Source organism: Kosakonia radicincitans DSM 16656, assembly GCF_000280495.2.
Classification (GTDB): domain Bacteria; phylum Pseudomonadota; class Gammaproteobacteria; order Enterobacterales; family Enterobacteriaceae; genus Kosakonia; species Kosakonia radicincitans.
The window spans coordinates 3711877-3736168 of record NZ_CP018016.1; the positions used below are offsets into that span (position 1 = coordinate 3711877).

18 protein-coding genes are annotated in these 24292 nt (G+C 53.0%); 11 read left to right on the forward strand and 7 right to left on the reverse strand.

Annotation, left to right across the window (positions count from 1 at the left end; translation table 11 throughout):
- Positions 1-24: 24 nt before the first annotated feature.
- Positions 25-717 carry a DUF421 domain-containing protein gene (locus Y71_RS17970; protein ID WP_007374137.1) on the reverse strand — a complete coding sequence of 231 codons (693 nt, stop codon included), beginning with the start codon at positions 715-717 and terminating at the stop codon, positions 25-27.
- A 138-nt stretch (positions 718-855) separates the two neighbouring features.
- Between Y71_RS17970 and ycaO the strand changes: the two genes are divergently transcribed.
- From ycaO to pflA, 4 genes are all read left to right on the forward strand, one after another.
- On the forward strand, positions 856-2616 hold the full coding sequence (gene ycaO / locus Y71_RS17975) for a 30S ribosomal protein S12 methylthiotransferase accessory factor YcaO (RefSeq protein WP_007374136.1): 1761 nt from the start codon (positions 856-858) through the stop codon (positions 2614-2616).
- Between the two features lie 405 nt (positions 2617-3021).
- Positions 3022-3879, forward strand: a complete 858-nt coding sequence (gene focA / locus Y71_RS17980) for a formate transporter FocA (RefSeq protein WP_035943235.1) — start codon at positions 3022-3024, stop codon at positions 3877-3879.
- Positions 3880-3930: 51 nt separating this feature from the next.
- Complete coding sequence (gene pflB, locus Y71_RS17985) at positions 3931-6213, forward strand: formate C-acetyltransferase (RefSeq protein ID WP_007374134.1); 2283 nt, start codon at positions 3931-3933, stop codon at positions 6211-6213.
- Positions 6214-6531: 318 nt separating this feature from the next.
- Positions 6532-7272, forward strand: coding sequence for a pyruvate formate lyase 1-activating protein (gene pflA / locus Y71_RS17990; protein ID WP_007374133.1), 741 nt, complete (start codon positions 6532-6534; stop codon positions 7270-7272).
- A 75-nt stretch (positions 7273-7347) separates the two neighbouring features.
- Here the strand turns inward: pflA and Y71_RS17995 are convergent, their stop codons facing one another.
- From Y71_RS17995 to lrp, 6 genes are all read right to left on the reverse strand, one after another.
- A complete protein-coding gene (locus tag Y71_RS17995) occupies positions 7348-8496 on the reverse strand; it encodes an MFS transporter (RefSeq protein ID WP_007374132.1) in 1149 nt (382 codons plus the stop codon).
- A gap of 362 nt (positions 8497-8858) precedes the next feature.
- Positions 8859-10151, reverse strand: a complete 1293-nt coding sequence (gene serS, locus Y71_RS18000) for a serine--tRNA ligase (protein ID WP_007374131.1) — start codon at positions 10149-10151, stop codon at positions 8859-8861.
- Positions 10152-10247: 96 nt separating this feature from the next.
- A complete protein-coding gene (rarA, locus tag Y71_RS18005) occupies positions 10248-11591 on the reverse strand; it encodes a replication-associated recombination protein RarA (RefSeq protein ID WP_007374130.1) in 1344 nt (447 codons plus the stop codon).
- A 9-nt stretch (positions 11592-11600) separates the two neighbouring features.
- Positions 11601-12212, reverse strand: a complete 612-nt coding sequence (gene lolA / locus Y71_RS18010; protein WP_007374129.1) for an outer membrane lipoprotein periplasmic chaperone LolA — start codon at positions 12210-12212, stop codon at positions 11601-11603.
- Positions 12213-12331: 119 nt separating this feature from the next.
- Complete coding sequence (locus tag Y71_RS18015) at positions 12332-16117, reverse strand: DNA translocase FtsK 4TM domain-containing protein (RefSeq protein ID WP_035943234.1); 3786 nt, start codon at positions 16115-16117, stop codon at positions 12332-12334.
- A 120-nt stretch (positions 16118-16237) separates the two neighbouring features.
- Positions 16238-16732 (reverse strand): leucine-responsive transcriptional regulator Lrp, encoded by a 495-nt coding sequence (gene lrp, locus Y71_RS18020; RefSeq protein WP_000228469.1) that lies wholly within the window; start codon positions 16730-16732, stop codon positions 16238-16240.
- Between the two features lie 523 nt (positions 16733-17255).
- Between lrp and trxB the strand changes: the two genes are divergently transcribed.
- The 7 genes from trxB (at position 17256) to Y71_RS18060 (ending at position 24191) form a co-directional block, all read left to right on the forward strand.
- Positions 17256-18221, forward strand: a complete 966-nt coding sequence (gene trxB, locus Y71_RS18030) for a thioredoxin-disulfide reductase (RefSeq protein WP_007374127.1) — start codon at positions 17256-17258, stop codon at positions 18219-18221.
- Positions 18222-18336: 115 nt separating this feature from the next.
- On the forward strand, positions 18337-20103 hold the full coding sequence (gene cydD / locus Y71_RS18035) for a heme ABC transporter permease/ATP-binding protein CydD (protein WP_007374126.1): 1767 nt from the start codon (positions 18337-18339) through the stop codon (positions 20101-20103).
- Positions 20104-21825 carry a heme ABC transporter ATP-binding protein/permease CydC gene (cydC, locus tag Y71_RS18040; RefSeq protein ID WP_007374125.1) on the forward strand — a complete coding sequence of 574 codons (1722 nt, stop codon included), beginning with the start codon at positions 20104-20106 and terminating at the stop codon, positions 21823-21825. It begins immediately after the preceding gene.
- Between the two features lie 105 nt (positions 21826-21930).
- On the forward strand, positions 21931-22635 hold the full coding sequence (gene aat, locus Y71_RS18045; RefSeq protein WP_007374124.1) for a leucyl/phenylalanyl-tRNA--protein transferase: 705 nt from the start codon (positions 21931-21933) through the stop codon (positions 22633-22635).
- A gap of 284 nt (positions 22636-22919) precedes the next feature.
- Positions 22920-23138 (forward strand): translation initiation factor IF-1, encoded by a 219-nt coding sequence (gene infA, locus Y71_RS18050; RefSeq protein WP_001040187.1) that lies wholly within the window; start codon positions 22920-22922, stop codon positions 23136-23138.
- 148 nt (positions 23139-23286) lie between these two features.
- Positions 23287-23730, forward strand: a complete 444-nt coding sequence (locus Y71_RS18055) for an Xre family toxin-antitoxin system antitoxin (RefSeq protein WP_007374123.1) — start codon at positions 23287-23289, stop codon at positions 23728-23730.
- Positions 23727-24191 (forward strand): RES family NAD+ phosphorylase, encoded by a 465-nt coding sequence (locus Y71_RS18060; protein ID WP_007374122.1) that lies wholly within the window; start codon positions 23727-23729, stop codon positions 24189-24191. The genes Y71_RS18055 and Y71_RS18060 overlap by 4 nt, the downstream gene beginning before the upstream one ends.
- Positions 24192-24292 lie beyond the last annotated feature (101 nt).

Consider the following 24292-nt stretch of genomic DNA (forward strand, 5'->3'; position numbering starts at 1 on the left):
GAGCCGGGCCCGATAAAAAACCTGTTATGTCACCCGTATTGCCCTGCTGGCCTTCGACCATTCCGGATTTGCACAGCGCGGGCAGGATCGCTTTTCGCCCGCCTGTAAGGCGACAATTTTACTGCAACGTACGCAAACGTAATCGCCCGATTCAGGCACCGAGGTAAATCGTTCACTGCATCCTTCCGGCAGAATACAGAGCCCTGGTTTAACCTCGTTGTCGGGGAAGTAATAGACGCTGATTTGCCCATTGGTCTCCATAATCGCCAGCCGAATCTGCCCGAGATGTTCTATACCGTTGACGCGCAATTCCATGAAAAACTCAAATTCAGTCATGTTCTCTTCATGCAATTTTTCCCATGCCAGCTCACCATTCTCAACAATAACAACCGGTTTGCCTTCCAGCAGATCCTCCAGCTTTTCGCTGTGCGACATCAGCCACATCACCAGACGATAAAGCACTGCCAGCGTAATAAAAACCACCAGTACGGGCAGCATTGGAACGTCGTCATAAAAGGCCACATCTCCCGCTGCCGAGCCCAGCGTCAGGATAATGAGGACTTCGAATAGCGACATTTGCCGTACGCCACGTCGGCCGGTGATCTTGAGGAATAAAAAGACTAAAACGAAGGTATAAAGGCTGCGCAGTGCCACTTCCCACAAAAAATCAAAGGGAACTTTATCCAGTGCCATGCGATGAAGGTCGAACGCTTTCATTTTTCCATCCGTGAACAGTCGGGTACTCTCCCTAAGCATAGACTGCTGCTTTATTTTCGCCGGGCAGACGCGGAAGATGGCGCCAGTCACGCAAAACCCGTATCATTGCGCGCTTTACGTACGAAAAAAGTGACCGCCATGACTCAAACATTTATTCCCGGCAAAGACGCCGCACTGGAAGACTCCATCGCCCGCTTCCAGCAAAAGCTCACTGACCTCGGTTTTCACATTGAAGAGGCCTCATGGCTGAATCCGGTGCCGAACGTCTGGTCTGTGCATATTCGCGATAAAGAGTGTGCGTTGTGCTTCACCAACGGTAAAGGCGCAACGAAAAAGGCTGCGCTTGCCTCTGCGCTGGGCGAGTACTTCGAGCGTCTTTCTACCAACTACTTCTTCGCTGACTTCTGGCTGGGTGATGCCATTGCGCAAGGCCCGTTCGTTCACTACCCGAACGAAAAGTGGTTCACGCTGCCGGAAGATGACTCGCTACCCGAGGGGATCCTCGATACTCGTCTGCGCGCGTTCTACGATCCACAGAACGAATTGGCCGCCGGGATGTTGGTCGATCTGCAATCCGGGAATGATGAGCGTGGTATCTGCGCCCTGCCGTTTACCCGCCAGTCTGATGAGCAGACGGTCTATATTCCGATGAACATCGTCGGCAATCTGTATGTTTCCAATGGTATGTCTGCCGGTAACACCCGCAACGAAGCCCGCGTACAGGGTCTGTCTGAAGTGTTCGAACGCCATATCAAAAACCGTATCATCGCAGAGAGCATCAGCCTGCCGGAAATCCCACAGGAAGTGCTGGCCCGCTATCCTGGTGTGGAGGAAGCCATTGCTAAACTGGAAGCCGAAGGGTTCCCGATTTTTGCCTATGATGGCTCGCTGGGCGGAAAATATCCGGTGATCTGCGTCGTGCTGTTTAATCCGGCGAATGGCACCTGCTTTGCCTCCTTTGGAGCACACCCAGATTTTGGCGTTGCGCTGGAACGTACAGTCACCGAGCTGTTGCAGGGGCGCGGTCTGAAAGATCTCGATGTCTTTACCCCGCCGACCTTTGATGACGAAGAAGTGGCTGAACACGCTAACCTCGAAACTCACTTTATCGATTCCAGCGGTTTGATCTCCTGGGATCTGTTTAAGCAAGATGCGGATTATCCGTTCGTTGACTGGAGCTTCGCAGGGACCACCGAAGAAGAGTTCGCCACGCTGATGGCTATCTTCAATGCGGAAGATAAAGAGGTCTATATCGCCGATTACGAGCACCTTGGCGTGTACGCCTGCCGTATTCTGGTGCCGGGCATGTCCGATATTTATCCGGCAGAAGATCTGTGGCTGGCGAATAACACCATGGGCAGCCATCTGCGCGAAACTATCCTGTCACTACCAGGCAGCGAGTGGGAGAAAGAGGAGTACCTCAACCTTATCGCCCAACTGGACGATGAAGGTCACGATGATTTTACCCGCGTTCGTGAGTTGCTGGGTCTGGCGACCGGTAAAGACAATGGCTGGTACACCCTGCGCGTTGGCGAGTTAAAAGCGATGCTGGCGCTGGCTGGCGGCGATCTGGATCAGGCGCTGGCCTGGACCGAATGGACCATGGAATTCAACGCGTCCATCTTCAGCGCGGAGCGCGCCAACTACTACCGCTGCCTGCAAACGCTACTGCTGCTGGCGCAGGAAGAGGATCGCGAGCCGCTGCAATATCTGAATGCATTCGTACGCATGTACGGCGCGCAGGCAGTTGAAGCAGCCAGCGCCGCGTTGAGCGGTGAAGCGCCGTTCTATGACCTGCAACCGGCAGACGGTACCCTGCAGGCGTTCCCGGCACATCAGTCTCTGTTAGCGGCTTACGAAAAGTTGCAACGCGCCAAAACGGCATTCTGGGCGAAATAACGACAAGTAGCACGACAATATGTAGGCTTCATAGCAGGTCTACGCTATATTACGGGGCAATTTTATTGCCCCTTTTTATTTATATTTTTTCAATGTCAGTCAGTTGTAATAATTAAGTTAAATATGGGTAAATAGTATTATTACTTGCGAACTAATATTGTTACTTCTAATGGCAACTACCCCATTTTAATTAACGATTTTTCGGAGGCTTCATAAAAATACTCAACTCATTTTATAACTTTTAAACTTTATTTTTATTTATATAATCAACAAGTTAATCCGCATTCGTAGAAAAACCACGCTCTTTGCGGTCCTATAAGCCAGGCGAGATATGATCCATATCAAATTCTCTTCTATAATGCTTTGTTAGTATCTCGTCGCCGACTTAATAAAGAGAGAGTTAGTGTGAAAGCTGACAACCCTTTTGATCTTATCCTTCCAGCCGAAATGGCCAAAGTTGCCGAAGAAGCTGGCGTCTATAAAGCGACTAAACATCCGCTGAAGACTTTCTACCTGGCTATCACCGCAGGTGTGTTCATCTCTATTGCTTTTGTTTTCTATATCACCGCCACCACCGGCACAGCGGCAATGCCCTACGGTATTGCTAAACTGATTGGGGGTATCTGTTTCTCCCTGGGGTTGATCCTCTGCATTATCTGCGGTGCGGATCTTTTTACCTCGACTGTGCTGATTGTCGTGGCGAAAGCCAGTGGGCGTATCACTTGGGGGCAACTGGCCCGTAACTGGATTAACGTCTACTTCGGTAACCTGGTAGGTGCGCTGCTGTTTGTCCTGCTAATGTGGTTGTCTGGCGAATATATGGTCGCCAATGGTGGCTGGGGCTTAAACGTCCTGCAGACCGCAGACCATAAAGTGCATCACACTTTCATCGAAGCTGTTGCACTGGGTATTCTGGCCAACCTGATGGTTTGTATGGCCGTGTGGATGAGTTATTCCGGTCGCAGCCTGATGGATAAAGCGATGATTATGGTGCTGCCGGTAGCGATGTTTGTCGCCAGCGGTTTTGAGCACAGTATCGCAAACATGTTTATGATTCCGATGGGTATCGTAATCCGTAACTTTGCTAGCCCGGAGTTCTGGAGCGCAGTTGGTTCCAGCCCGGAAAGTTTTTCTCATCTGACTATTACGAATTTCATCATCGATAACCTTATTCCGGTAACAATCGGGAATATCATAGGTGGTGGGTTATTAGTCGGGTTGACATACTGGGTCATTTATCTGCGTGGCAACGATCATCATTAATGGTTGTTTCAGGCAGTAAATAAAAAATCCACTTAAGAAGGTAGGTGTTACATGTCCGAGCTTAATGAAAAATTAGCCACAGCCTGGGAAGGTTTTGCGAAAGGTGACTGGCAGAAAGAAGTCAACGTACGTGACTTTATCCAGAAAAACTACACCCCATATGAAGGCGACGAGTCCTTCCTGGCTGGCGCTACTGACGCGACCACCGCCCTGTGGGACAAAGTCATGGAAGGGGTTAAACTGGAAAACCGCACTCATGCGCCAGTTGATTTTGACACCTCTGTTGCTTCCACCATTACTTCTCACGACGCTGGCTACATCAACAAAGCGCTTGAGAAAATCGTTGGTCTGCAAACTGAAGCTCCGCTGAAACGCGCTATCATCCCGTTTGGCGGCATCAAAATGGTTGAAGGTTCCTGCAAAGCGTACAATCGCGAACTGGACCCGATGCTGAAAAAAATCTTCACCGAATACCGTAAAACCCATAACCAGGGTGTATTCGATGTTTACACCAAAGACATTCTGAACTGCCGTAAATCCGGTGTTCTGACTGGTCTGCCGGATGCTTACGGCCGTGGTCGTATCATCGGTGACTACCGTCGCGTTGCGCTGTACGGTATCGACTTCCTGATGAAAGACAAATACGCTCAGTTCCTGTCTCTGCAATCCGATCTGGAAAACGGCGTAAATCTGGAAGCGACTATCCGTCTGCGTGAAGAAATCGCTGAACAGCACCGCGCGCTGGGTCAGATCAAAGAGATGGCGGCTAAATACGGCTGCGATATCTCCGGTCCGGCAACTAACGCTCAGGAAGCAATCCAGTGGACCTACTTCGGTTACCTGGCTGCGGTTAAATCTCAGAACGGCGCTGCAATGTCCTTCGGTCGCGTATCCACCTTCCTGGATGCTTACATCGAACGTGACCTGAAAGCAGGCAAAATCACTGAAAAAGACGCTCAGGAAATGATTGACCACCTGGTCATGAAACTGCGTATGGTTCGCTTCCTGCGTACTCCTGAGTATGATGAACTGTTCTCCGGTGACCCGATTTGGGCAACTGAATCTATCGGTGGTATGGGCGTTGATGGCCGTACTCTGGTTACCAAAAACAGCTTCCGTTTCCTGAACACCCTGTACACCATGGGCCCGTCTCCGGAACCGAACATCACCGTTCTGTGGTCTGAAAAACTGCCGCTGAACTTCAAAAAATTCGCTGCGAAAGTCTCCATCGACACCTCTTCTCTGCAGTACGAGAACGATGACCTGATGCGTCCTGACTTCAACAACGACGACTATGCGATTGCTTGCTGCGTAAGCCCGATGGTTGTGGGTAAACAAATGCAGTTCTTCGGTGCTCGCGCTAACCTCGCGAAAACCATGCTGTACGCAATCAACGGCGGCGTTGATGAAAAACTGAAAATGCAGGTTGGTCCGAAATCTGAGCCTATCAAAGGCGACTTGTTGAAATTCGACGAAGTCATGGAACGCATGGATCACTTCATGGACTGGCTGGCTAAACAGTATGTCACCGCACTGAACGTTATCCACTACATGCACGACAAGTACAGCTACGAAGCCTCTCTGATGGCGCTGCACGATCGTGACGTAATTCGCACCATGGCATGTGGTATCGCCGGTCTGTCCGTTGCTGCTGACTCCCTGTCTGCTATCAAATATGCGAAAGTTAAACCGATTCGTGACGAAGACGGTCTGGCAATCGACTTCGAAATCGAAGGCGAATACCCGCAGTTTGGTAACAACGATGCTCGCGTCGATGATCTGGCAGTTGACCTGGTAGAACGTTTCATGAAGAAAATTCAGAAACTGACTACTTACCGCAACGCTATCCCGACTCAGTCTGTTCTGACCATCACCTCTAACGTTGTGTATGGTAAGAAAACCGGTAACACCCCGGATGGCCGTCGCGCTGGCGCTCCGTTCGGACCAGGTGCTAACCCGATGCACGGTCGTGACCAGAAAGGTGCTGTTGCCTCTCTGACTTCCGTTGCTAAACTGCCGTTCGCTTACGCTAAAGATGGTATTTCTTACACCTTCTCTATCGTTCCGAATGCGCTGGGTAAAGACGACGAAGTGCGTAAAACCAACCTCGCGGGTCTGATGGACGGTTACTTCCATCACGAAGCGTCCATCGAAGGTGGTCAGCACCTGAACGTGAACGTGATGAACCGTGAAATGCTGCTCGACGCGATGGAAAACCCGGAAAAATATCCGCAGCTGACCATCCGTGTTTCAGGTTACGCAGTACGCTTCAACTCCCTGACTAAAGAACAGCAGCAGGACGTTATTACTCGTACCTTCACTCAAACCATGTAATGGTGCTACCCAAGAGTTTTCGGGCTGCATTGAGGCCGGTAAGAGAGCGAATCCCGATGAGCTTACTGAAGTCAAGTGAGTTGGGTGAGTGAAAACAGCCAGCAAAGATACAGCTTGAAAGACGAAGGGTATTGACTGAAATCGCAAAGTAAAAAGCGTACAATAAAGGCTCCACGTAAGTGGGGCCTTTTTAATACTCAAGTCCGCTTTGTCAGACGTCTATACTTGCTGGATATCTGACAAAACAGACTTAGCGCAAAAGGAAATAAATTGCGCAGACACAGGCCCGGATGGGCCGCATCTGGAGAAAACACCGCAATGTCAGTTATTGGTCGCATCCACTCTTTCGAATCCTGTGGCACGGTCGACGGCCCGGGCATCCGCTTCATTACTTTCTTCCAGGGCTGCCTGATGCGCTGCCTCTATTGTCATAACCGCGATACCTGGGATACACACGGTGGTAAAGAGATCACGGTTGAAGATCTGATGAGCGACGTGGTGACTTATCGTCACTTTATGAACGCATCCGGCGGTGGCGTAACCGCGTCCGGCGGTGAGGCTATCCTGCAAGCGGAGTTTGTCCGCGACTGGTTCCGCGCTTGTAAAAAAGAAGGGATTCATACCTGCCTCGATACCAACGGCTTTGTGCGCCGCTACGATCCGGTGATTGATGAACTTCTGGAAGTTACCGACCTGGTCATGCTCGATTTGAAACAGATGAACGATGAGATTCACCAGAATCTGGTCGGCGTTTCTAACCACCGTACGCTGGAGTTTGCCCAGTACCTTGCGAAGAAAAATATTAAGGTCTGGATCCGCTACGTGGTCGTTCCGGGCTGGTCAGACGATGACGACTCCGCGCACCGCCTCGGTGAATTTACCCGTGATATGGGCAACGTCGAGAAAATAGAACTGTTGCCTTACCATGAGCTGGGTAAACACAAATGGGTCGCCATGGGCGAAGAGTACAAGCTTGATGGCGTCCATCCACCGAAAAAAGAGACCATGGAACGTGTCAAAGGCATTCTGGAGCAGTACGGCCATAAAGTGATGTACTGAGCCGCAGTAAAAGCAAAAAAGCCACAACACCTCGTTGTGGCTTTTTTATGCCGGGTTGTTTCTCCGCCGATGCACTCAGGCGTGCGCAACCGGAGTAGGATGGTGCCCTGCTTTACGCATCAGCATCACCAGATAGATAAACGATACGCCCGCAATCATGATAAACAACAGACTGTCTGAATAGCTTTGCATCAGCATCGCCGTCAGCGTCGGGCCCAGAAGGCTGCCAATGGTGTAGCTCAACAGCAGAGCCTGATTCATGGCTACCAACTGATGGTGTTCCACTTTCTCACACGCCCACGCCATTGCCACCGGGTAAAGAGTAAAACCAGCCGTTCCCAACACAAACAGCGCCGGCGCCATCGCCGCATTACTCAGCATTCCCATACAGCCGATGATCACAACAAAGACCTGCACACGCAGTACAAGCAACCGGCCAAAACGATCGGCCAGACGGCCAACGGGCCACTGTCCGATAATGCCTGAGCTCACCATGAGCGCCATCCAGAAACCGATGCCGGAATCACTGATCCCCTGATGTGAAAGATAGAGCGGCATCAGACCATACAACGAGCCGAGAATAATCCCGGAGATAATGCAACCATTTACCCCCAGGCGCGCCTGGCGAAGGCGCAACATCGGCCATACTGAAGTCGCGGCTTGCTCCTCGCTCTGTTGATTAACAATACGGGTAAACAGCAGCGGCAGGATCGCCGCCAGCACCAGCCCTGTCATCAAAGGCAGTACGCTCATCAGATCCGTCGGCAATTTGCTGACAATCACCTGACCCAGCACGGTGCCTACATAATAAACCATCATGTAAGCTGCCAGCAGGCGGCCACGGTTACGGGAGGTGCCACTGCACATTAATGCGCTTTCCACCACCACCCAAATCATTGCGCAGCCCACACCGGCAATGAAACGCCAAATCATCCAGCTCCAGAAGCCCACCATCAGCCCCAGCCCAACGCAGCCAGCAGCGAAAATCAGCGAGGCAATGTAATAGCTGCGGTTAAAACCCAGGCGGCGGATAAGACGCCCGGTCAATAAAGTGCCGAGTAAATTACCGGTAAAATAAGACGAACCCACCATACCGACCTGCCAGGTGGGTAAGTTTTCGTGGGCAAGCCAGAGCGGCACGAGCGTATTCAGCGTCGCGATCGCCAGCGTCAACAGCATCAGGCCGCAGAGCAATAACAGCACCGGCCGGGTATAGGTGGACATGGATTCAAACCGTGAGGAAGTTCAGATTGCGTGCGCATCATGCCATTGGCAAAAGCAAAGTCAATCCACAGAATTAGCGGGCTGACATGAATTGCGCCTTGTCGATTTGAAAAACTTATCCCGCATCAATTCAAGATACTTCAGGTAATATTCATCTGATTGTTTTTATTGTACTAAGCCACAGAAGCAGTAAAGAGATCAGTAGAAAAATTTCATGGTAGAAAACCACATTTCACCCGGCCGGCCCGGGAGTAATTAGCAGGTCCGCATATATCATAGAAAAACTGGTTAATGGAGGATTACTCAGCAACGGGACATAAAAAAAGCGCCAACAGGCGCTTTTCAGGAACACTAAAGAAGTATTAACCGATGAACTCAAGACCGTTCATATACGGACGCAGTACCTCAGGAACTTCGATACGACCATCGGCTTGCTGGTAGTTTTCCAGCACGGCAACCAGCGTACGGCCAACAGCCAGACCAGAACCGTTCAGCGTATGCACCAGACGGGTTTTCTTATCGGACTTGCTGCGGCAGCGTGCCTGCATGCGACGCGCCTGGAAATCCCATACGTTAGAGCAGGAAGAGATTTCACGGTAAGTATTCTGCGCCGGAACCCATACTTCCAGATCATAGGTTTTGCATGCGCCAAAACCCATATCACCAGTACAGAGCAGAATTTTGCGGTACGGCAGACCGAGCAGTTGCAACACTTTCTCAGCATGACCAGTCATCTCTTCCAGCGCGTCCATTGACTCTTCCGGACGAACAATCTGCACCATTTCAACTTTGTCGAACTGGTGCATACGAATCAAACCACGGGTATCACGACCGTAAGACCCCGCTTCGGAACGGAAGCACGGTGTGTGAGCGGTCATTTTGATCGGCAGATCATCTTCGTCGATGATCTCATCACGTACCAGGTTGGTCAGCGGCACTTCAGCCGTCGGAATCAACGCATAGTTGCTGCTATCAGATTCTTCTTCCAGCGGACGCGTGTGGAACAGGTCGCCAGCAAATTTCGGCAACTGGCCGGTACCATACAGTGTGTCGTGGTTGACCAGATACGGTACGTAGTTTTCCGCGTAGCCATGCTGCTCGGTGTGCAGATCCAGCATGAACTGCGCCAGCGCGCGATGCATACGGGCGATTTGCCCTTTCATCACCACGAAACGGGAGCCGGTCAGTTTTACAGCAGCCGCAAAATCCAGCCCGCTGTGCATTTCACCCAACGTAACATGATCGCGGATTTCAAAATCAAATTGACGCGGTGTACCCCAGCGGCTGATTTCGACGTTATCGTTCTCATCGCGCCCTGTCGGGACACAATCGTCAGGCAGGTTCGGGATGGTCAGCGCAATTTCGCGGATCTCAGCCAGCAGGGTTTCCAGCTCGGCTTTCGCTGCGTCAAGTTCTTCACCCAGCTTGTTCACTTCCAGGCGTAATGGCTCGATGTCTTCCCCGCGTGCTTTCGCCTGGCCAATGGATTTCGATCGTGAGTTACGCTCTGCTTGCAGGTTCTCAGTATTAACCTGCAAAACTTTACGACGCTCTTCGAGCGCGCGTAATTTATCTACATCCAGCTTAAAGCCCCGGCGTGCCAGTTTTTCAGCGACTGCGTCTGGCTCGGTACGCAGCAGATTGGGATCGAGCATGCTTTTCCTGTGCTTGTTGTATTGTAAAAAAGAAGAAGTCGATCGCTGCCTGCGATCGATATAATGTACAGCGGTAACCTTACCGCAACGCCCGCACTAGCGATAGCGTTTTATAGGGCTTTTATGATCCTGTTCGGCTAGCCAGGCGAGCTTTTCGCCAATCTTGCCCTCAAGACCTCTGTTGGTGGGGTGATAATAGCGCGTTTGTGCTAATTCCTGCGGAAAATACTCCTCGCCAGCCGCGTAGGCATTGGGTTCGTCGTGCGCATAACGATACTCCTGGCCGTACCCCATCTCTTTCATCAATTTTGTTGGTGCATTACGCAGGTGCACAGGCACATCGAAATCCGGACGATCGCGTGCGTCTGCAAGTGCCGCTTTAAACGCCGTATACACCGCGTTACTCTTCGGCGCGCAGGCCAGGTAGACAATTGCCTGTGCGATTGCACGCTCCCCCTCCGCCGGGCCAACGCGTGTAAAACAATCCCAGGCGGAAATGGCCACCTGCATGGCGCGCGGATCGGCATTGCCGACATCTTCCGAAGCAATCGCCAGACAGCGACGCGCCACGTACAACGGATCGCCTCCGGCAGTGATAATGCGCGCATACCAGTAAAGTGCCGCATCCGGCGCACTGCCGCGTACCGATTTATGCAATGCGGAAATTAAATCGTAAAAACGGTCGCCTTTGTTATCAAAGCGCGCGCTGCGTTCGCCAGCAATCTCGGTCAACAAGGTCGGTTTCAATACGCGTTTGCCGGCATCATCCAGCTCTGCCATGTCGGCCATCATTTCCAGCGTGTTAAGCGCCCGTCGAGCATCGCCGCCAACAAGTTCAGCAATCGCCCGTCGGGTTTCATCCGGCAGAACGATATCCTGTCCGCCATAACCACGGGCTTTATCTTCCATCGCCTGCGTCAAAACCTGCTCAATATCTTCCGTCGTGAGAGACTTCAACAGATAAACACGCGCGCGAGAGAGCAACGCTGAGTTGAGTTCAAAAGAGGGGTTTTCGGTTGTTGCGCCGATAAAAGTGATAGTGCCGTCTTCAATATGCGGTAAAAATGCGTCCTGCTGGCTTTTATTAAAACGGTGGACTTCGTCAACAAACAGAATGGTACGCCGCCCGGCATTGCGATTCTGCCGCGCGCGCTCGATGGCTTCACGGATCTCTTTCACGCCAGACGTCACCGCAGAAATGCGCTCAACATCCGCGTTCGCATAACGGGCAATCACTTCCGCCAGCGTCGTTTTCCCCGTACCCGGCGGTCCCCAGAGGATCATCGAGTGCAGATGCCCTGCCTCAATGGCGCGCGGCAAAGGTTTGCCCGCCGCCAGAAGGTGCTGCTGACCTATGTACTGCGCTAAATTTTCTGGCCGCATACGGGCGGCCAGAGGTTGAAACGCATTGTCGGAGAAATCGAGCGACATATTGCTCATCCGCGCCTCTTACTTACGCTGATCGTCAACCGTTACGCCCTGCGGCGGGGTAAAGGTGAATTTAGCGGGATCGACCGCGCCATTTTGCTGTGATTTCAGTTGATAGCTACTGCGCTGATCGTCCTGTTCAATTGCACTGAACTGATGAATGGTGCCATCGCGACCAACATTGATAGTGAATTGCTTCAGATTACCGTTGTTACCTTTCGGGGTCAGAACAAAGTCATCGCCCTTTTGCTCTATATTGTACTGCTGCCAGTCACTGGCCTGATTACGGGCAATCAGCATAAACGGTGTATTGCCGGTGGCATCTTTCAGCCAGGTCGCAGTAGCCTGTTCAACAAACGGGTTGTAGAACCACAGGGTTTTCCCGTCAGAAACCAGCACGCTTTCGTCCGGCTGAGTCATATGCCAGTTGAACAGATTCGGACGCTTAACCCACAAATCCCCTTGACCTTCCTGTACCGCAGCTCCGCTGCCATCCGTCACTTTTTGAGTGAAACTGGCATGGAAACTGCTGACTTTATCGAGACGGCTTTTCAGGTCGCTGGAAGCATCCGCCCATACGTTGCTGGCCAGCAAACTGCCCATTAACGCATACGCCACGGCGATTTTTTTCATCGTTATTCCTCAAATACGTCACTCCCGACGTGGGAGAATACTTCTGTCACTCTAAGCACCGAATACAAAGAGAGACAGAAGAAAAGACTGAATTTTTACTTATTTACCCAGCATTGCAATCACTCGAATGGCGGCGGCGCCAGTACCTCACGGTTACCATTGTGCCCCTGTTCGCTGACAATTCCCTGAGCTTCCATCTGCTCGATAATACGCGCCGCACGGTTATAGCCAATGCGGAACTGGCGCTGAACGCCGGAAATAGATGCCTTGCGTTTTTCGGTCACGAAGTTAACGGCCTGATCAAATAACGGATCCAGCTCTTCCGCACCGTCAAAACCTCCGCCTGCACCACCTTCACTTTCGCTGTCAGACGTAATGCCATCGACATATTGCGGGCGACCACGCGCTTTCCAGTCCTGCACCACAGCATGCACTTCCTGGTCACGGACGAACGCCCCGTGGACACGCACCGGCGCGGAGGTAGAGTTTGGACCGGAGTAAAGCATATCGCCCATCCCAAGCAGAGATTCCGCACCGCCCTGATCGAGGATGGTACGCGAATCAATCTTACTCGATACGGTAAAGGCGATACGCGTCGGGATGTTCGCTTTAATCAGACCGGTGATAACGTCAACCGACGGACGCTGGGTCGCCAGGACCAGGTGAATACCTGCGGCACGCGCTTTCTGCGCCAGGCGCGCAATCAGCTCTTCCACTTTCTTGCCGACGGTCATCATCAGGTCAGCAAATTCGTCCACCATCACCACGATATACGGCAGTTTTTCCAGCACCGGATGCTGAGCATCCATACTGTCGCCCGGTTTCCAGTACGGATCCGGGATCGGACGCCCCATACGGGCAGCTTCAGCAATTTTCTCGTTGTAGCCTGCCAGATTACGTACGCCGAGCGCCGACATTAACTTATAGCGACGCTCCATCTCGTTGACGCTCCAGCGCAACGCATTGGCAGCGTCTTTCATATCGGTAACCACTTCGGTCAGCAGATGCGGAATACCTTCATACACCGAAAGTTCGAGCATTTTCGGGTCGATCATAATAAAGCGCACCTCTTCCGGCGTCGCTTTATACAACATGCTGAGGATCATGGCGTTCACGCCCACCGACTTACCAGAGCCAGTTGTACCGGCAACCAGCAGGTGCGGCATTTTCGCCAGATCGGCAATCACCGGATCGCCAGCGATATCTTTACCCAGCACTACGGTCAGCGGCGACGGGCTTTCCCTGAATTTCACGCAGTCCAGCACTTCACGCAGATAGACGGTCTGACGTTTCTTGTTCGGTAATTCCAGGCCAACATAAGGCTTACCGGGAATCACTTCCACCACGCGCACGGCAACGGTGGAAAGCGAACGCGCCAGATCGCGGGACAGGTTGGAAATACGTGCGGCTTTCACCCCCGGTGCCAGATTCAGCTCAAAGCGGGTAATTACCGGCCCCGGCGAATAATTCACCACATCGGCTTTGATGCGGAAATCGGCCAGACGCGCTTCGACCAGTCGCGCCATTTGCTCAAGCGCAAAGGTATCAACCGGTTCGACTTCCGCTGGCGGCTGCGTCAGCAGATCCAGTGACGGTAACGGCGTCGTCGGTTTCTGCACCGGTCGGCTGTCGCCATTACGCATCAGCAGAGGATGGATCAGGCTCTCTTGCTGCTGTGGCGCAGCCTGATGCTGTGGCGGCATAGTGGGCTGCTGAACCGTCTGTTGAACCTGCGGCTGATAGTGCGGCTGTGCTGGCTGCTGGTGCGGCGACGTCGGTTGTTGATAATGCTGCGGCTGCTGTACTGGCGGCTCCGGCTCTGGCATCACGCCTGGCGTAAACAGCGGTTCGTGCGGACGATCATCAACCAGCGTTTTCATTGGTGAAAACGCAAAATCCTCAGGCATAAAGGCCGGAGCGCCTGCTGACTGCTCTCCCGAATAACGCTGTTGCTGAGAGGCTGCGAACTGGCGGGCCAGCTCAGCTTCTTCCGCTTCTTCCTCGCTCATTACCGGATGCTGCGGATGAAACTGTGGCGCATCGTGCTGGAATTGATTTCCATAGCGATCTTGCTGTGTTGCGGCAAACTGGCGTGCCAGTTCGTTCTGCTGCAGCATATCGGCTTCATCGTCATCATGCTGACGCACTTCTTCCTCGCGGGCGCGCTCTTCGGCCATGCGCTGGGAAGGCAATTTGATACCGTAAGACGCCAGCTCGCGGCGCGTCGGAACACGAACACGGTTCGGGCGGGGCAACTGCGGACCAATCCCCTCTTTAACCTGCGGACGCGGCGCGCCACCAGCAGCCAGGCTAAAGACAGGCGCTGCGCCTGCCGCTGCGGGGCTGACATGGCCCGTAGCTTGTTGTACACCAGCCGCGACAGGAGCAACAGATGGATCAACCGCGGCAACCGATGGCGCAGAGAAAACAGCAGGTTTTGCTGCGGGTTCATCAACAACAGGCTCCGGAATTGGCTGATACCAGGCGGCAAGTTGTTCACGCTCACGCGCACGCTTCTCTTCCACTTCTTCAAAGTAGTAAAGCGGCGGACGAGTCTGTTTTACTTCTTCAACGACCGGTGCAGGTTCAGGCGTGATTATCGGTTCCGGAGCCGGTGCGATTTGCGGTTCGCTTTGCCATGGCAACGGTTCCTGCAGTTGCTGAGCATAAACCTCTTCTTCCGGCGGCAGTGGCGCTACCGGTGCATCCGGCATCCATACAGCTTCTGCGGCAGGTTGCTGCCACTCGGGGAGTGCATGCTGAGGGGAATGATACGGGACCTCCTGAGCAGCTTCGACATACTGCTCTGGCTGATAAGGCGCTTGCGGTGGTACCTGAGTTGCTGGTGCCTGCGCATACGGCCATTCAACATCTTGCTGCATTGCGGGGACGTAAGGTTCAGCAGGTGCCGCATAGGCCTGCACAGTGGCGGTTGTCGCTGCTGCGGCTGCCACTACCGGTTCAGTGACGCTGTGTCCGTTCAGCAGTGGATCGTACTCCTGCTCAGCTTCCGTAGCGCGATGCCCGGAGAACAGGACGTCATCAGCATCCGCCGGCATACCGCGAGCGCTGTATGCGATCTCATCTTCTTCATCGTCCATCCGCTTACCGGAGAACAGCGCTTCGTCGGTTTTACGCCCCATCGGGTTGACAAATTTTTCAGCCACGCGCTTACGGCGTGCCAGCGCGCCACGAAGAATACGAGCACGGCGCGACTCTCGCGGTTTTTCCTCTTCGTACTCTTCATCGTCTTCGTACTCGTCATCATCAACCCAGGTGTCATCGCGGCGGGTACGATTACTGGCGAAGGTCAGAATATTAAGGATGACACTGCCGATTTTCTCGGCGATGGTGACCCACGACCAGCCGGTAAATAGGGTCAACCCGGCGGCCCAAATGCAGAGCAGCGCAAGCGTACCACCGCTGCTGCGCAACAGAGGTTGCAGCGTAGTACTTAGCAGACTGCCAATCACCCCGCCGGAGGCGAAATACCAGATATCATCGGCATTAATCGCGGCCAGACCGCAGGAGGTCAGGATCAATGCCAGCGCACCAATCATGCGCAGCGATACGGCAAAGTAATCGATGTAATCTTCACTGGCGCGGTGACGATAAGCAAACCAGCAGCCGCCAATGATGATCACCGGAATGGTGTAGGCCATAACGCCAAAAATAAAAAACAGCGTATCGGCAAGCCATGCGCCGGGCACACCACCCAGATTATGGATAGGTTCATGCCAGGCCGTTTGCGACCAGCTAGGATCAGACGGGTTAAAACTTAAGAGCGCTGCCATCAACCAGACGGCAGAAAGTGAAACGAGGATCAGCAACGCCTCCAAGAGTCGGCGCCCGCTGCTAAGCTTGGTCAGTGTGACTTCTTTGTCTTCGGTGTATTCCTGGCTCAAGACAGGCTCTCCAGGTCCTTGATGCTAAAACGGACAACAGCGCCGGGTCTCCCCGGCACTGTTGCTGTATGGATTAACAGGAGTGTAATCAAAAAACAGCGATTGTGCACCTGTTCCGTATTAGCGCGTCTTAATTACCAGACGATTGCTCTGTTTAACTTCTTCCATCACCACATATGTGCGGGTGTCGTTTACGCCCGGCAGACGCAGCAGGGTTTCCCCTAACAGTTTGCGGTAGGCCGACATATCCGGTACACGCGTCTTCAACAGGTAGTCGAAGTCGCCTGAAACCAGATGACACTCTTGAATTTCTTCAAGTTTTTGCACAGCGGCGTTGAATTGTTCAAACACATCGGGCGCGCCACGATTCAGAGTAATCTCAACAAATACCAGAAGTGATGCATCCAGATAATGCGGATTTAGCAGCGCGGTATAGCCCTGAATAAATCCTTGTCTTTCCAGCCTGCGCACACGCTCAAGGCACGGCGTCGGGGAAAGTCCCACTCGTTTAGAAAGCTCGACGTTGGAAATACGCCCATCTTTTTGCAGTTCGTTCAGAATATTACGATCAATGCGGTCGAGATCTTTGCCTGGGCGCTTCTTGCTATCTACCATTATTATTGTCTCTCTGTATTCCTTCCCTACTCCTGTCTTGACCCTGTGCACTTCACTGTTCAGAGTCTTTGCCCGTCGCGTTACGGCATTGCGGAGGCAATATTAAGAAGACCGTTGCCAAAGGCAGCTATCGATATCACGAATGGCGTCTGTCCACGCCATGCGTAGATTTCACTAGCCCGGTAAAAAATGGCATTTACGTGCGTAAGTTTGCATCACGCGCGAAACACTGCTTTTTTCTTCTTTTGATGTTTTCGCAAATGCGCAGGGGATTGTCAAAGCAAAACATCTTTTTTTAGTACAACATGCCAGATATTCATCAACACCACTCTCTAATCCTCACTTTATCACCTTATAACAGGCCGATTTTCAGTAGAAATTATTATATTTCTGGCCTAAATCCCCCCACGTCATCGGTCATTTCTATTACACATATCGTTAACAAAACTGGCGCGCCCTTTTTTTACGACGCTAAATTCCCTACAATTCAGCTCAATGTCTGCCAAACAACAACGAGGATCTCATGGGTACGGCCAAACACAGTAAGCTGCTCATCCTTGGTTCAGGCCCTGCCGGTTATACCGCTGCGGTCTATGCTGCACGCGCAAACCTGCAGCCAGTGCTGATTACCGGGATGGAAAAAGGCGGCCAGCTCACCACCACCACTGAAGTGGAAAACTGGCCGGGCGACCCGCACGATCTGACCGGGCCGCTGCTGATGGAACGCATGCATGAGCATGCCACCAAATTTGATACTGAAATCATTTTTGATCACATCCACAGCGTTGATTTGCAAAACCGTCCTTTCCGCCTGACTGGCGATAGCGGCGAATATACTTGCGATGCGCTTATCATCGCGACTGGCGCGTCTGCGCGTTACCTGGGGCTGGCTTCGGAAGAAGCGTTTAAAGGTCGCGGCGTTTCCGCCTGCGCAACCTGCGACGGTTTCTTTTACCGCAATCAGAAAGTGGCGGTGATTGGCGGCGGCAATACTGCCGTTGAAGAAGCGCTATATCTGGCCAACATCGCCTCTGAAGTGCATCTGATCCATCGTCGCGATACTTTCCGTGCGGAAAAAATCCTCATTAAGCGTCTGATGGATAAAGTAGAGAGCGGTAATATTGTGCTGCATACTCATCGCACTCTGGAAGAAGTCACCGGCGATCAGATGGGCGTCACGGGTCTGCGTCTGCGTGATACGCAAAATGCAGACAACGTGGAGTCACTGGACGTTGCGGGGCTGTTTGTGGCTATCGGCCACAGCCCAAATACCAGCATCTTCGAAGGTCAACTGGCGCTGGAAAATGGCTACATCAAGGTGCAGTCCGGTATTCACGGTAACGCCACGCAAACCAGCGTTCCGGGCGTCTTTGCCGCTGGTGATGTTATGGATCATATCTACCGTCAGGCGATCACTTCTGCGGGCACGGGCTGTATGGCGGCTCTGGATGCGGAACGCTATCTCGATGGGCTGGCTGAAAGTAAATAATCTTTACAAGTCAGTAACAAAGGTAAAAAAGGCGACTATAAGTCGCCTTTATTTTTGCCCCGATGTAACATTGCGCAAGCTAAAAATTCCGATAACTTCACCTGCTAAGCGCGCAATGAATAAAACCCGTCAACAAGAACTCACTCGCTGGTTGAAACAGCAAAGCATTATTTCCCGCCGCTGGTTAATGCTTTCCCGCCTTCTCGGCGTGGTCAGCGGCGCACTGATTGTGGCGCAGGCCTGGATACTGGCGCGCATCCTTAATCATATGATTATGGAAAATATTCCGCGTGAGGCGTTGCTGCTACCCTTCACTTTACTGGTGCTGATCTTCATCCTGCGTAGTTGGGTTGTCTGGCTGCGTGAACGGGTGGGATTTCATGCCGGGGCGCACATTCGTTTTGAAATCCGTCGACAAGTGCTGGATCGCCTGCACCAGGCGGGTCCGGCCTGGATTCAGGGTAAACCCACCGGGAGCTGGGCAACGCTGATACTTGAACAAATTGACGATATGCACGATTTCTATGCCCGCTATTTACCGCAGATGGCCCTTGCGGCCAGCGTGCCGCTGTTAATAGTTCTCACTTTATTCCCCGTCAATTGGGCCGCCGCGCTTATTTTGCTCGGTACAGCTCCCCTTATCCCGCTGTTTATGGCGATGGTTGGAATGGGGGCCGCCGATGCTAACCGCCGTAACTTTAAAGCGCTGGCGCGTTTGAGCGGTCATTTTCTTGATCGCCTGCGAGGTATGGAAACGCTGCGTATCTTTGGTCGCGGTGAAGCGGAAACCGAGAGTATCCGTCGCGCATCTCAGGATTTCCGTAGCCGGACTATGGAAGTATTGCGTCTGGCCTTCTTATCTTCCGGCGTGCTGGAGTTTTTCGCTTCGCTATCGATTGCGCTGGTCGCGGTCTACTTCGGCTTCTCTTATCTCGGCGAGCTGAATTTTGGTCATTATGGCACCGGCGTTACGCTGTTCGCCGGTTTCCTTGCTCTGGTGCTGGCACCGGAGTTTTTCCAGCCGCTACGCGATCTGGGTACCTTCTATCATGCCAAGGCGCAGGCTATCGGCGCTGCCGACAGCCTAAAAACGTTTATGGAAGCACCGCTGGCTCAGCCACAACGCGGTGAAACCCGGTTAGCAAGCGATGAGCCTGTCACACTCACCGCAAGCAATTTGATAATAAAGTCTGCCGAAGGCGCAGAACTCGCCGGGCCGCTCAACTTCACTCTTGCCGCCGGAAAACGTGTGGTAGTGGTAGGTAAAAGCGGTTCCGGTAAGAGCTCACTGATTAATGTTCTCTCTGGTTTCTTGCCCTATGAGGGCTCACTGCGCGTAAATGGGATTGAGCTGAGCGCGCTTGAGCCGGATAGCTGGCGCGAAGCGATAAGCTGGGTGGGGCAAAACCCACAGCTTCCGGCAACCACGTTACGGGAAAACGTCCTGCTGGCGCGGCCAAATACCAGCGCTGCTGAACTGCAAACGGCACTGGATAAAGCCTGGGTCAGCGAATTTTTACCTCTGTTGCCGGAAGGGCTGGAAACGCAGCCTGCCGACCAGGCCGTACGCCTCTCTGTTGGTCAGGCGCAGCGTGTCGCCGTAGCCCGTGCGCTACTTTCACCGTGCAAATTACTGTTGCTGGATGAGCCTTCCGCCAGCCTGGATGCCCATAGTGAGCAACGGGTTATGCAGGCGTTGACTGAATCTTCCCACCAGCAAACCACGTTGATGGTTACTCACCAACTGGAAAATCTGAACGAATGGGATGCCATTTGGGTGATGCAGGATGGCAAGATCATTGAGCAAGGCAGCTATGCGGAACTTTCAACGGCGCAGGGAACGTTTGCCGACCTTCTCGCCCACCGCCAGGAGGAGATTTAAATGCGTGCTTTGTTACCTTATCTCGCGCTGTATAAACGCCACAAATGGATGTTGCTGCTGGGCGTGATCCTCGCGATTATCACCCTACTGGCCAGTATCGGGCTGTTAACGCTCTCCGGGTGGTTCCTGTCGGCCTCTGCGGTCGTTGGCGTTGCCGGGCTTTACAGTTTTAACTATATGCTGCCTGCGGCCGGGGTTCGTGGCGCGGCTATTACCCGTACCGCCGGACGTTATTTTGAGCGTCTGGTCAGCCATGAGGCCACTTTCCGCGTACTGGAACATTTGCGCGTCGCCACTTTCAGCAAACTGTTACCCCTCTCCCCTGCCGGGCTGGCGCGTTTTCGCCAGGGGGAATTGCTGAACCGGGTGGTAGCCGATGTCGATACACTCGACCATCTTTATTTGCGCGTCATCTCTCCGCTGGTCGGCGCACTGGTGGTCATCATTGTGGTGATGGTCGGTTTAAGCGTTCTGGATGTCTCTCTGGCGCTGATGCTCGGCGGTATCATGCTGGCAACGCTGCTTACATTGCCGCCACTCTTTTACCGGGCGGGAAAACCAACCGGCGAGAACCTGACAGCTCTGCGCGGCCAGTATCGTCAGCAATTAACCAGTTGGTTACAGGGCCAGGCGGAACTGACCATTTTTGGTGCCAGCCAGCGCTACCGTGAACAACTGGAGAATACAGAGTTAAACTGGCACGACGCCCAGCGCCGTCAGTCTGACCTGAGTGCCGTTTCGCAGGCGCTGATGTTGCTGATTAGCGGCGTAGCGGTCATCGTCATGCTATGGTTTGCTTCCGGCGATGTTGGCGGCAATACGCAGCCAGGCGCATTAATCGCGCTGTTCGTCTTCTGTGCGCTGGCGGCGTTTGAAGCGCTGGCGCCGGTTACTGGCGCTTTCCAGCACCTTGGCCAGGTGATCGCTTCCGCCACCCGCATTACGCAAATCACCGACTGCCCGCCAGATGTGACTTTCCCACAATCCAGTATGCCTGTATCAGAGCATGTTGCGGTGCAATTTAAGGATCTGGCTTTTAGCTATCCCGGGCAGCCGCAGCGTGCGCTGGAGAATATCGCATTGTCGATAGCCGCGGGTGAACATGTCGCCATTCTGGGCCGTACCGGCTGCGGCAAATCAACGCTGCTACAACTGCTTACGCGCGCCTGGGATCCTCAGCAGGGCGAAATTCGGCTGAACGATCGGCCGCTGAGCGAGATTGCCGAAGCAACGCTGCGTTCACTCATTAGCATGGTTCCACAGCGCGTACATCTGTTTAGCGCTACGCTGCGAGATAACTTGTTGCTTGCGGCGCCGCAGGCCAGCGATGAAATGTTAAGCGCGATGCTGACGCGCGTCGGGCTGGAAAAACTGCTCGATGATGGCGGTTTGAACGCGTGGTTAGGTGAAGGTGGTCGCCAGCTTTCCGGCGGTGAATTGCGCCGCCTGGCAATTGCCCGCGCGCTGTTGCATGACGCTCCGCTGGTCTTACTGGATGAACCAACCGAAGGGCTGGACGCTGAAACAGAAAGCCAGGTGCTTGAATTACTTCGTGAAGTGATGAAAGACAAAACGCTGTTAATGGTCACGCATCGTCTGCGCGGGCTGGCGTTTTTTGATCGCATAATTGTGATGGACAACGGACAAATAATTGAGCAAGGTAATCACGCAGCGTTAATGGCGAAACAGGGTCGGTATTACCAGTTTAAGCAGCGTCTGTAGTTGATATTCGTCATTTTGCCGCTTCTGCCGCAGCGCGATTAAAGTGAAATGGCAAAATGACGATATTAAAAGGGGTCCCTTGTCGCGTTGTGGAGCGTTGTTGTCATGCGCCTGGTTCAGCTTTCTCGTCACTCTATCGCTTTTCCTTCGCCTGAAGCGGCGCTACGCGAACCTAATGGTCTGCTGGCGCTGGGCGGAGATTTAAGCCCGGCCCGGTTGCTGATGGCCTATCAGCGCGGCATTTTCCCCTGGTTTTCTCCCGGCGATCCGATTCTCTGGTGGTCGCCCGATCCGCGCGCCGTACTGTGGCCGCAGACGTTTCATATCAGCCGCAGCATGAAACGCTTTCATAAATCTTCTCCCTACCGAGTTACCCTCAATCATGCCTTTGGCAAAGTGATTGACGGTTGCGCGCAGGATCGCGACGAAGGCACCTGGATTACGCCCGATATCGTGATGGCCTACCATCGCCTGCACGAGCTTGGTCATGCACACTCAATTGAAGTGTGGGAAGGCGACGAACTGGTCGGTGGAATGTACGGCGTGGCGCAGGGCTTGCTGTTTTGCGGCGAGTCGATGTTTAGCCGCCGCATTAACGCCTCGAAAACGGCGCTGCTTGTTTTCTGCGACGAGTTTCTCCGTCAGGGCGGCAAATTGATTGATTGCCAGGTGCTGAATAATCACACCTCATCGCTGGGCGCAGTAGAAATACCGCGCAGAGATTATTTACTCCAGCTTGCCGAATTGCGTGCAGTCCCTTTGCCTTCACATTTTTGGGTGCCGCGAACGCTGTTTTTATCTCCTGAATAATGTTTTCGGCACATTTTTTATCAGGGTGTTATAATGGACGCTCAAAGCAGCTTTTGCCTGTTGCCCCGCCCCATCCGGGAGTCGTTCGTATCAGGGATGCCCTTCGTTTTATTCCATCGCTCCCCTTTACGGTTGCGCATTTAGCGCGTCCTGGCTGTGGCGTGAGGGTAACTGGCAAAAGTCGTTTTGCTGCGTTTTATCAGCACAAATCTTTACTTAACACACGAACTTCGGCATTATCTTGCCGGTTCAAAAATTATGGTAGTGATACCCCCGAGGATTAGATGGCCAAAGAAGACAATATTGAAATGCAGGGTACCGTTCTTGAAACGTTACCTAATACGATGTTCCGCGTAGAACTGGAAAACGGTCACGTGGTCACTGCGCATATCTCCGGTAAAATGCGTAAAAACTACATCCGTATTCTGACGGGCGATAAAGTGACTGTGGAACTGACCCCGTACGACCTGAGCAAAGGCCGCATTGTCTTCCGTAGCCGCTAAGATCTTCCGCCAGCACAACTAAGTGCACCTGATATTAAAGGCCGGGTAAAACCCCGGCCTTTTGTTTTTCTGAGTTCTTCTTTCCTTTCGCAACTCAGGACAAATGTCTATACTGAACCATGACAAATGTCTGCAAAGAGGAGGAAAAATGAGAACCTGGAGCCCGGAACAAAAACCGGTTGAAAATGCACTCTGGCGTTTCGCCGGTTTCCCCGCTAACCGCGGTATAAAACTTGTTCAGATGTTGAATGAGGGTTTGCCTGTCAGCATTCTGGATAATATCCATGAGTGGACGGAGATGTCTCGCTCCGACATCCTGCGTGTCACCGGTATTAACGAGCGCAATGTCGCCCGCCGTAAGAGCGCGGGACGCACCTTAACGCCGGAAGAGAGCGAGCGGATCGCCCGCTTGGTTCGCGTGATCGACGCCGCCGTTCAGTTTTTTGGTGATAAAAAAATGGCGTACGCCTGGCTGCAAGCGCCGGTACGCGGCCTCGGTAACGTTGCTCCTATCTCCCTGATTGCGACTGAAAGTGGCGCACTGGAAGTCACCGATCTGATTGGCCGCCTGGAGCACGGAGTATTTGCGTGATTTTTTATCGCCTTGTGTCGCGCCGCTACGCCAGCGAAGCCTGGACCGGCAGCGGTGCGAATCAATATGGCGGCAGATGGAATCACAAAGGTCACCCGGCGGTTTATATTGCCTCATCCGTTTCCCTCGCCGCGCTGGAAATGCTGGTGCATGTACGCAGCGACACGATCCTTAGCCAGTACGGCCTGTTCAGTATCGACATTCCCGATAAAGAGATTGAATATCTGGATAAACAGTGGCTGCCGCCGGACTGGCAGGAAAACCCGGCTCCGCTTTCAACGATGGATCTGGGAACCGCCTGGCTGGAAGCCAACAGCGCCGTCGCGCTGGTAGTTCCTTCCTGCGTCATTCCTCTGGAAAACAATGCCATCCTCAATCCACAGCACGCTGGATTCAGCAAGTTACTCAAATCAGTAAAAGAGCTTCCTTTTTCGTTTGATGCGCGTCTGGCTTCATCCTGATCGCTGGCGGGAACCTGATTTACTGGATAACACACTTATCTGATCCGGCCACCAGCAGGCAAATCGCAGACATAAAAAAACCGGGTTCAGTGACCCGGTTT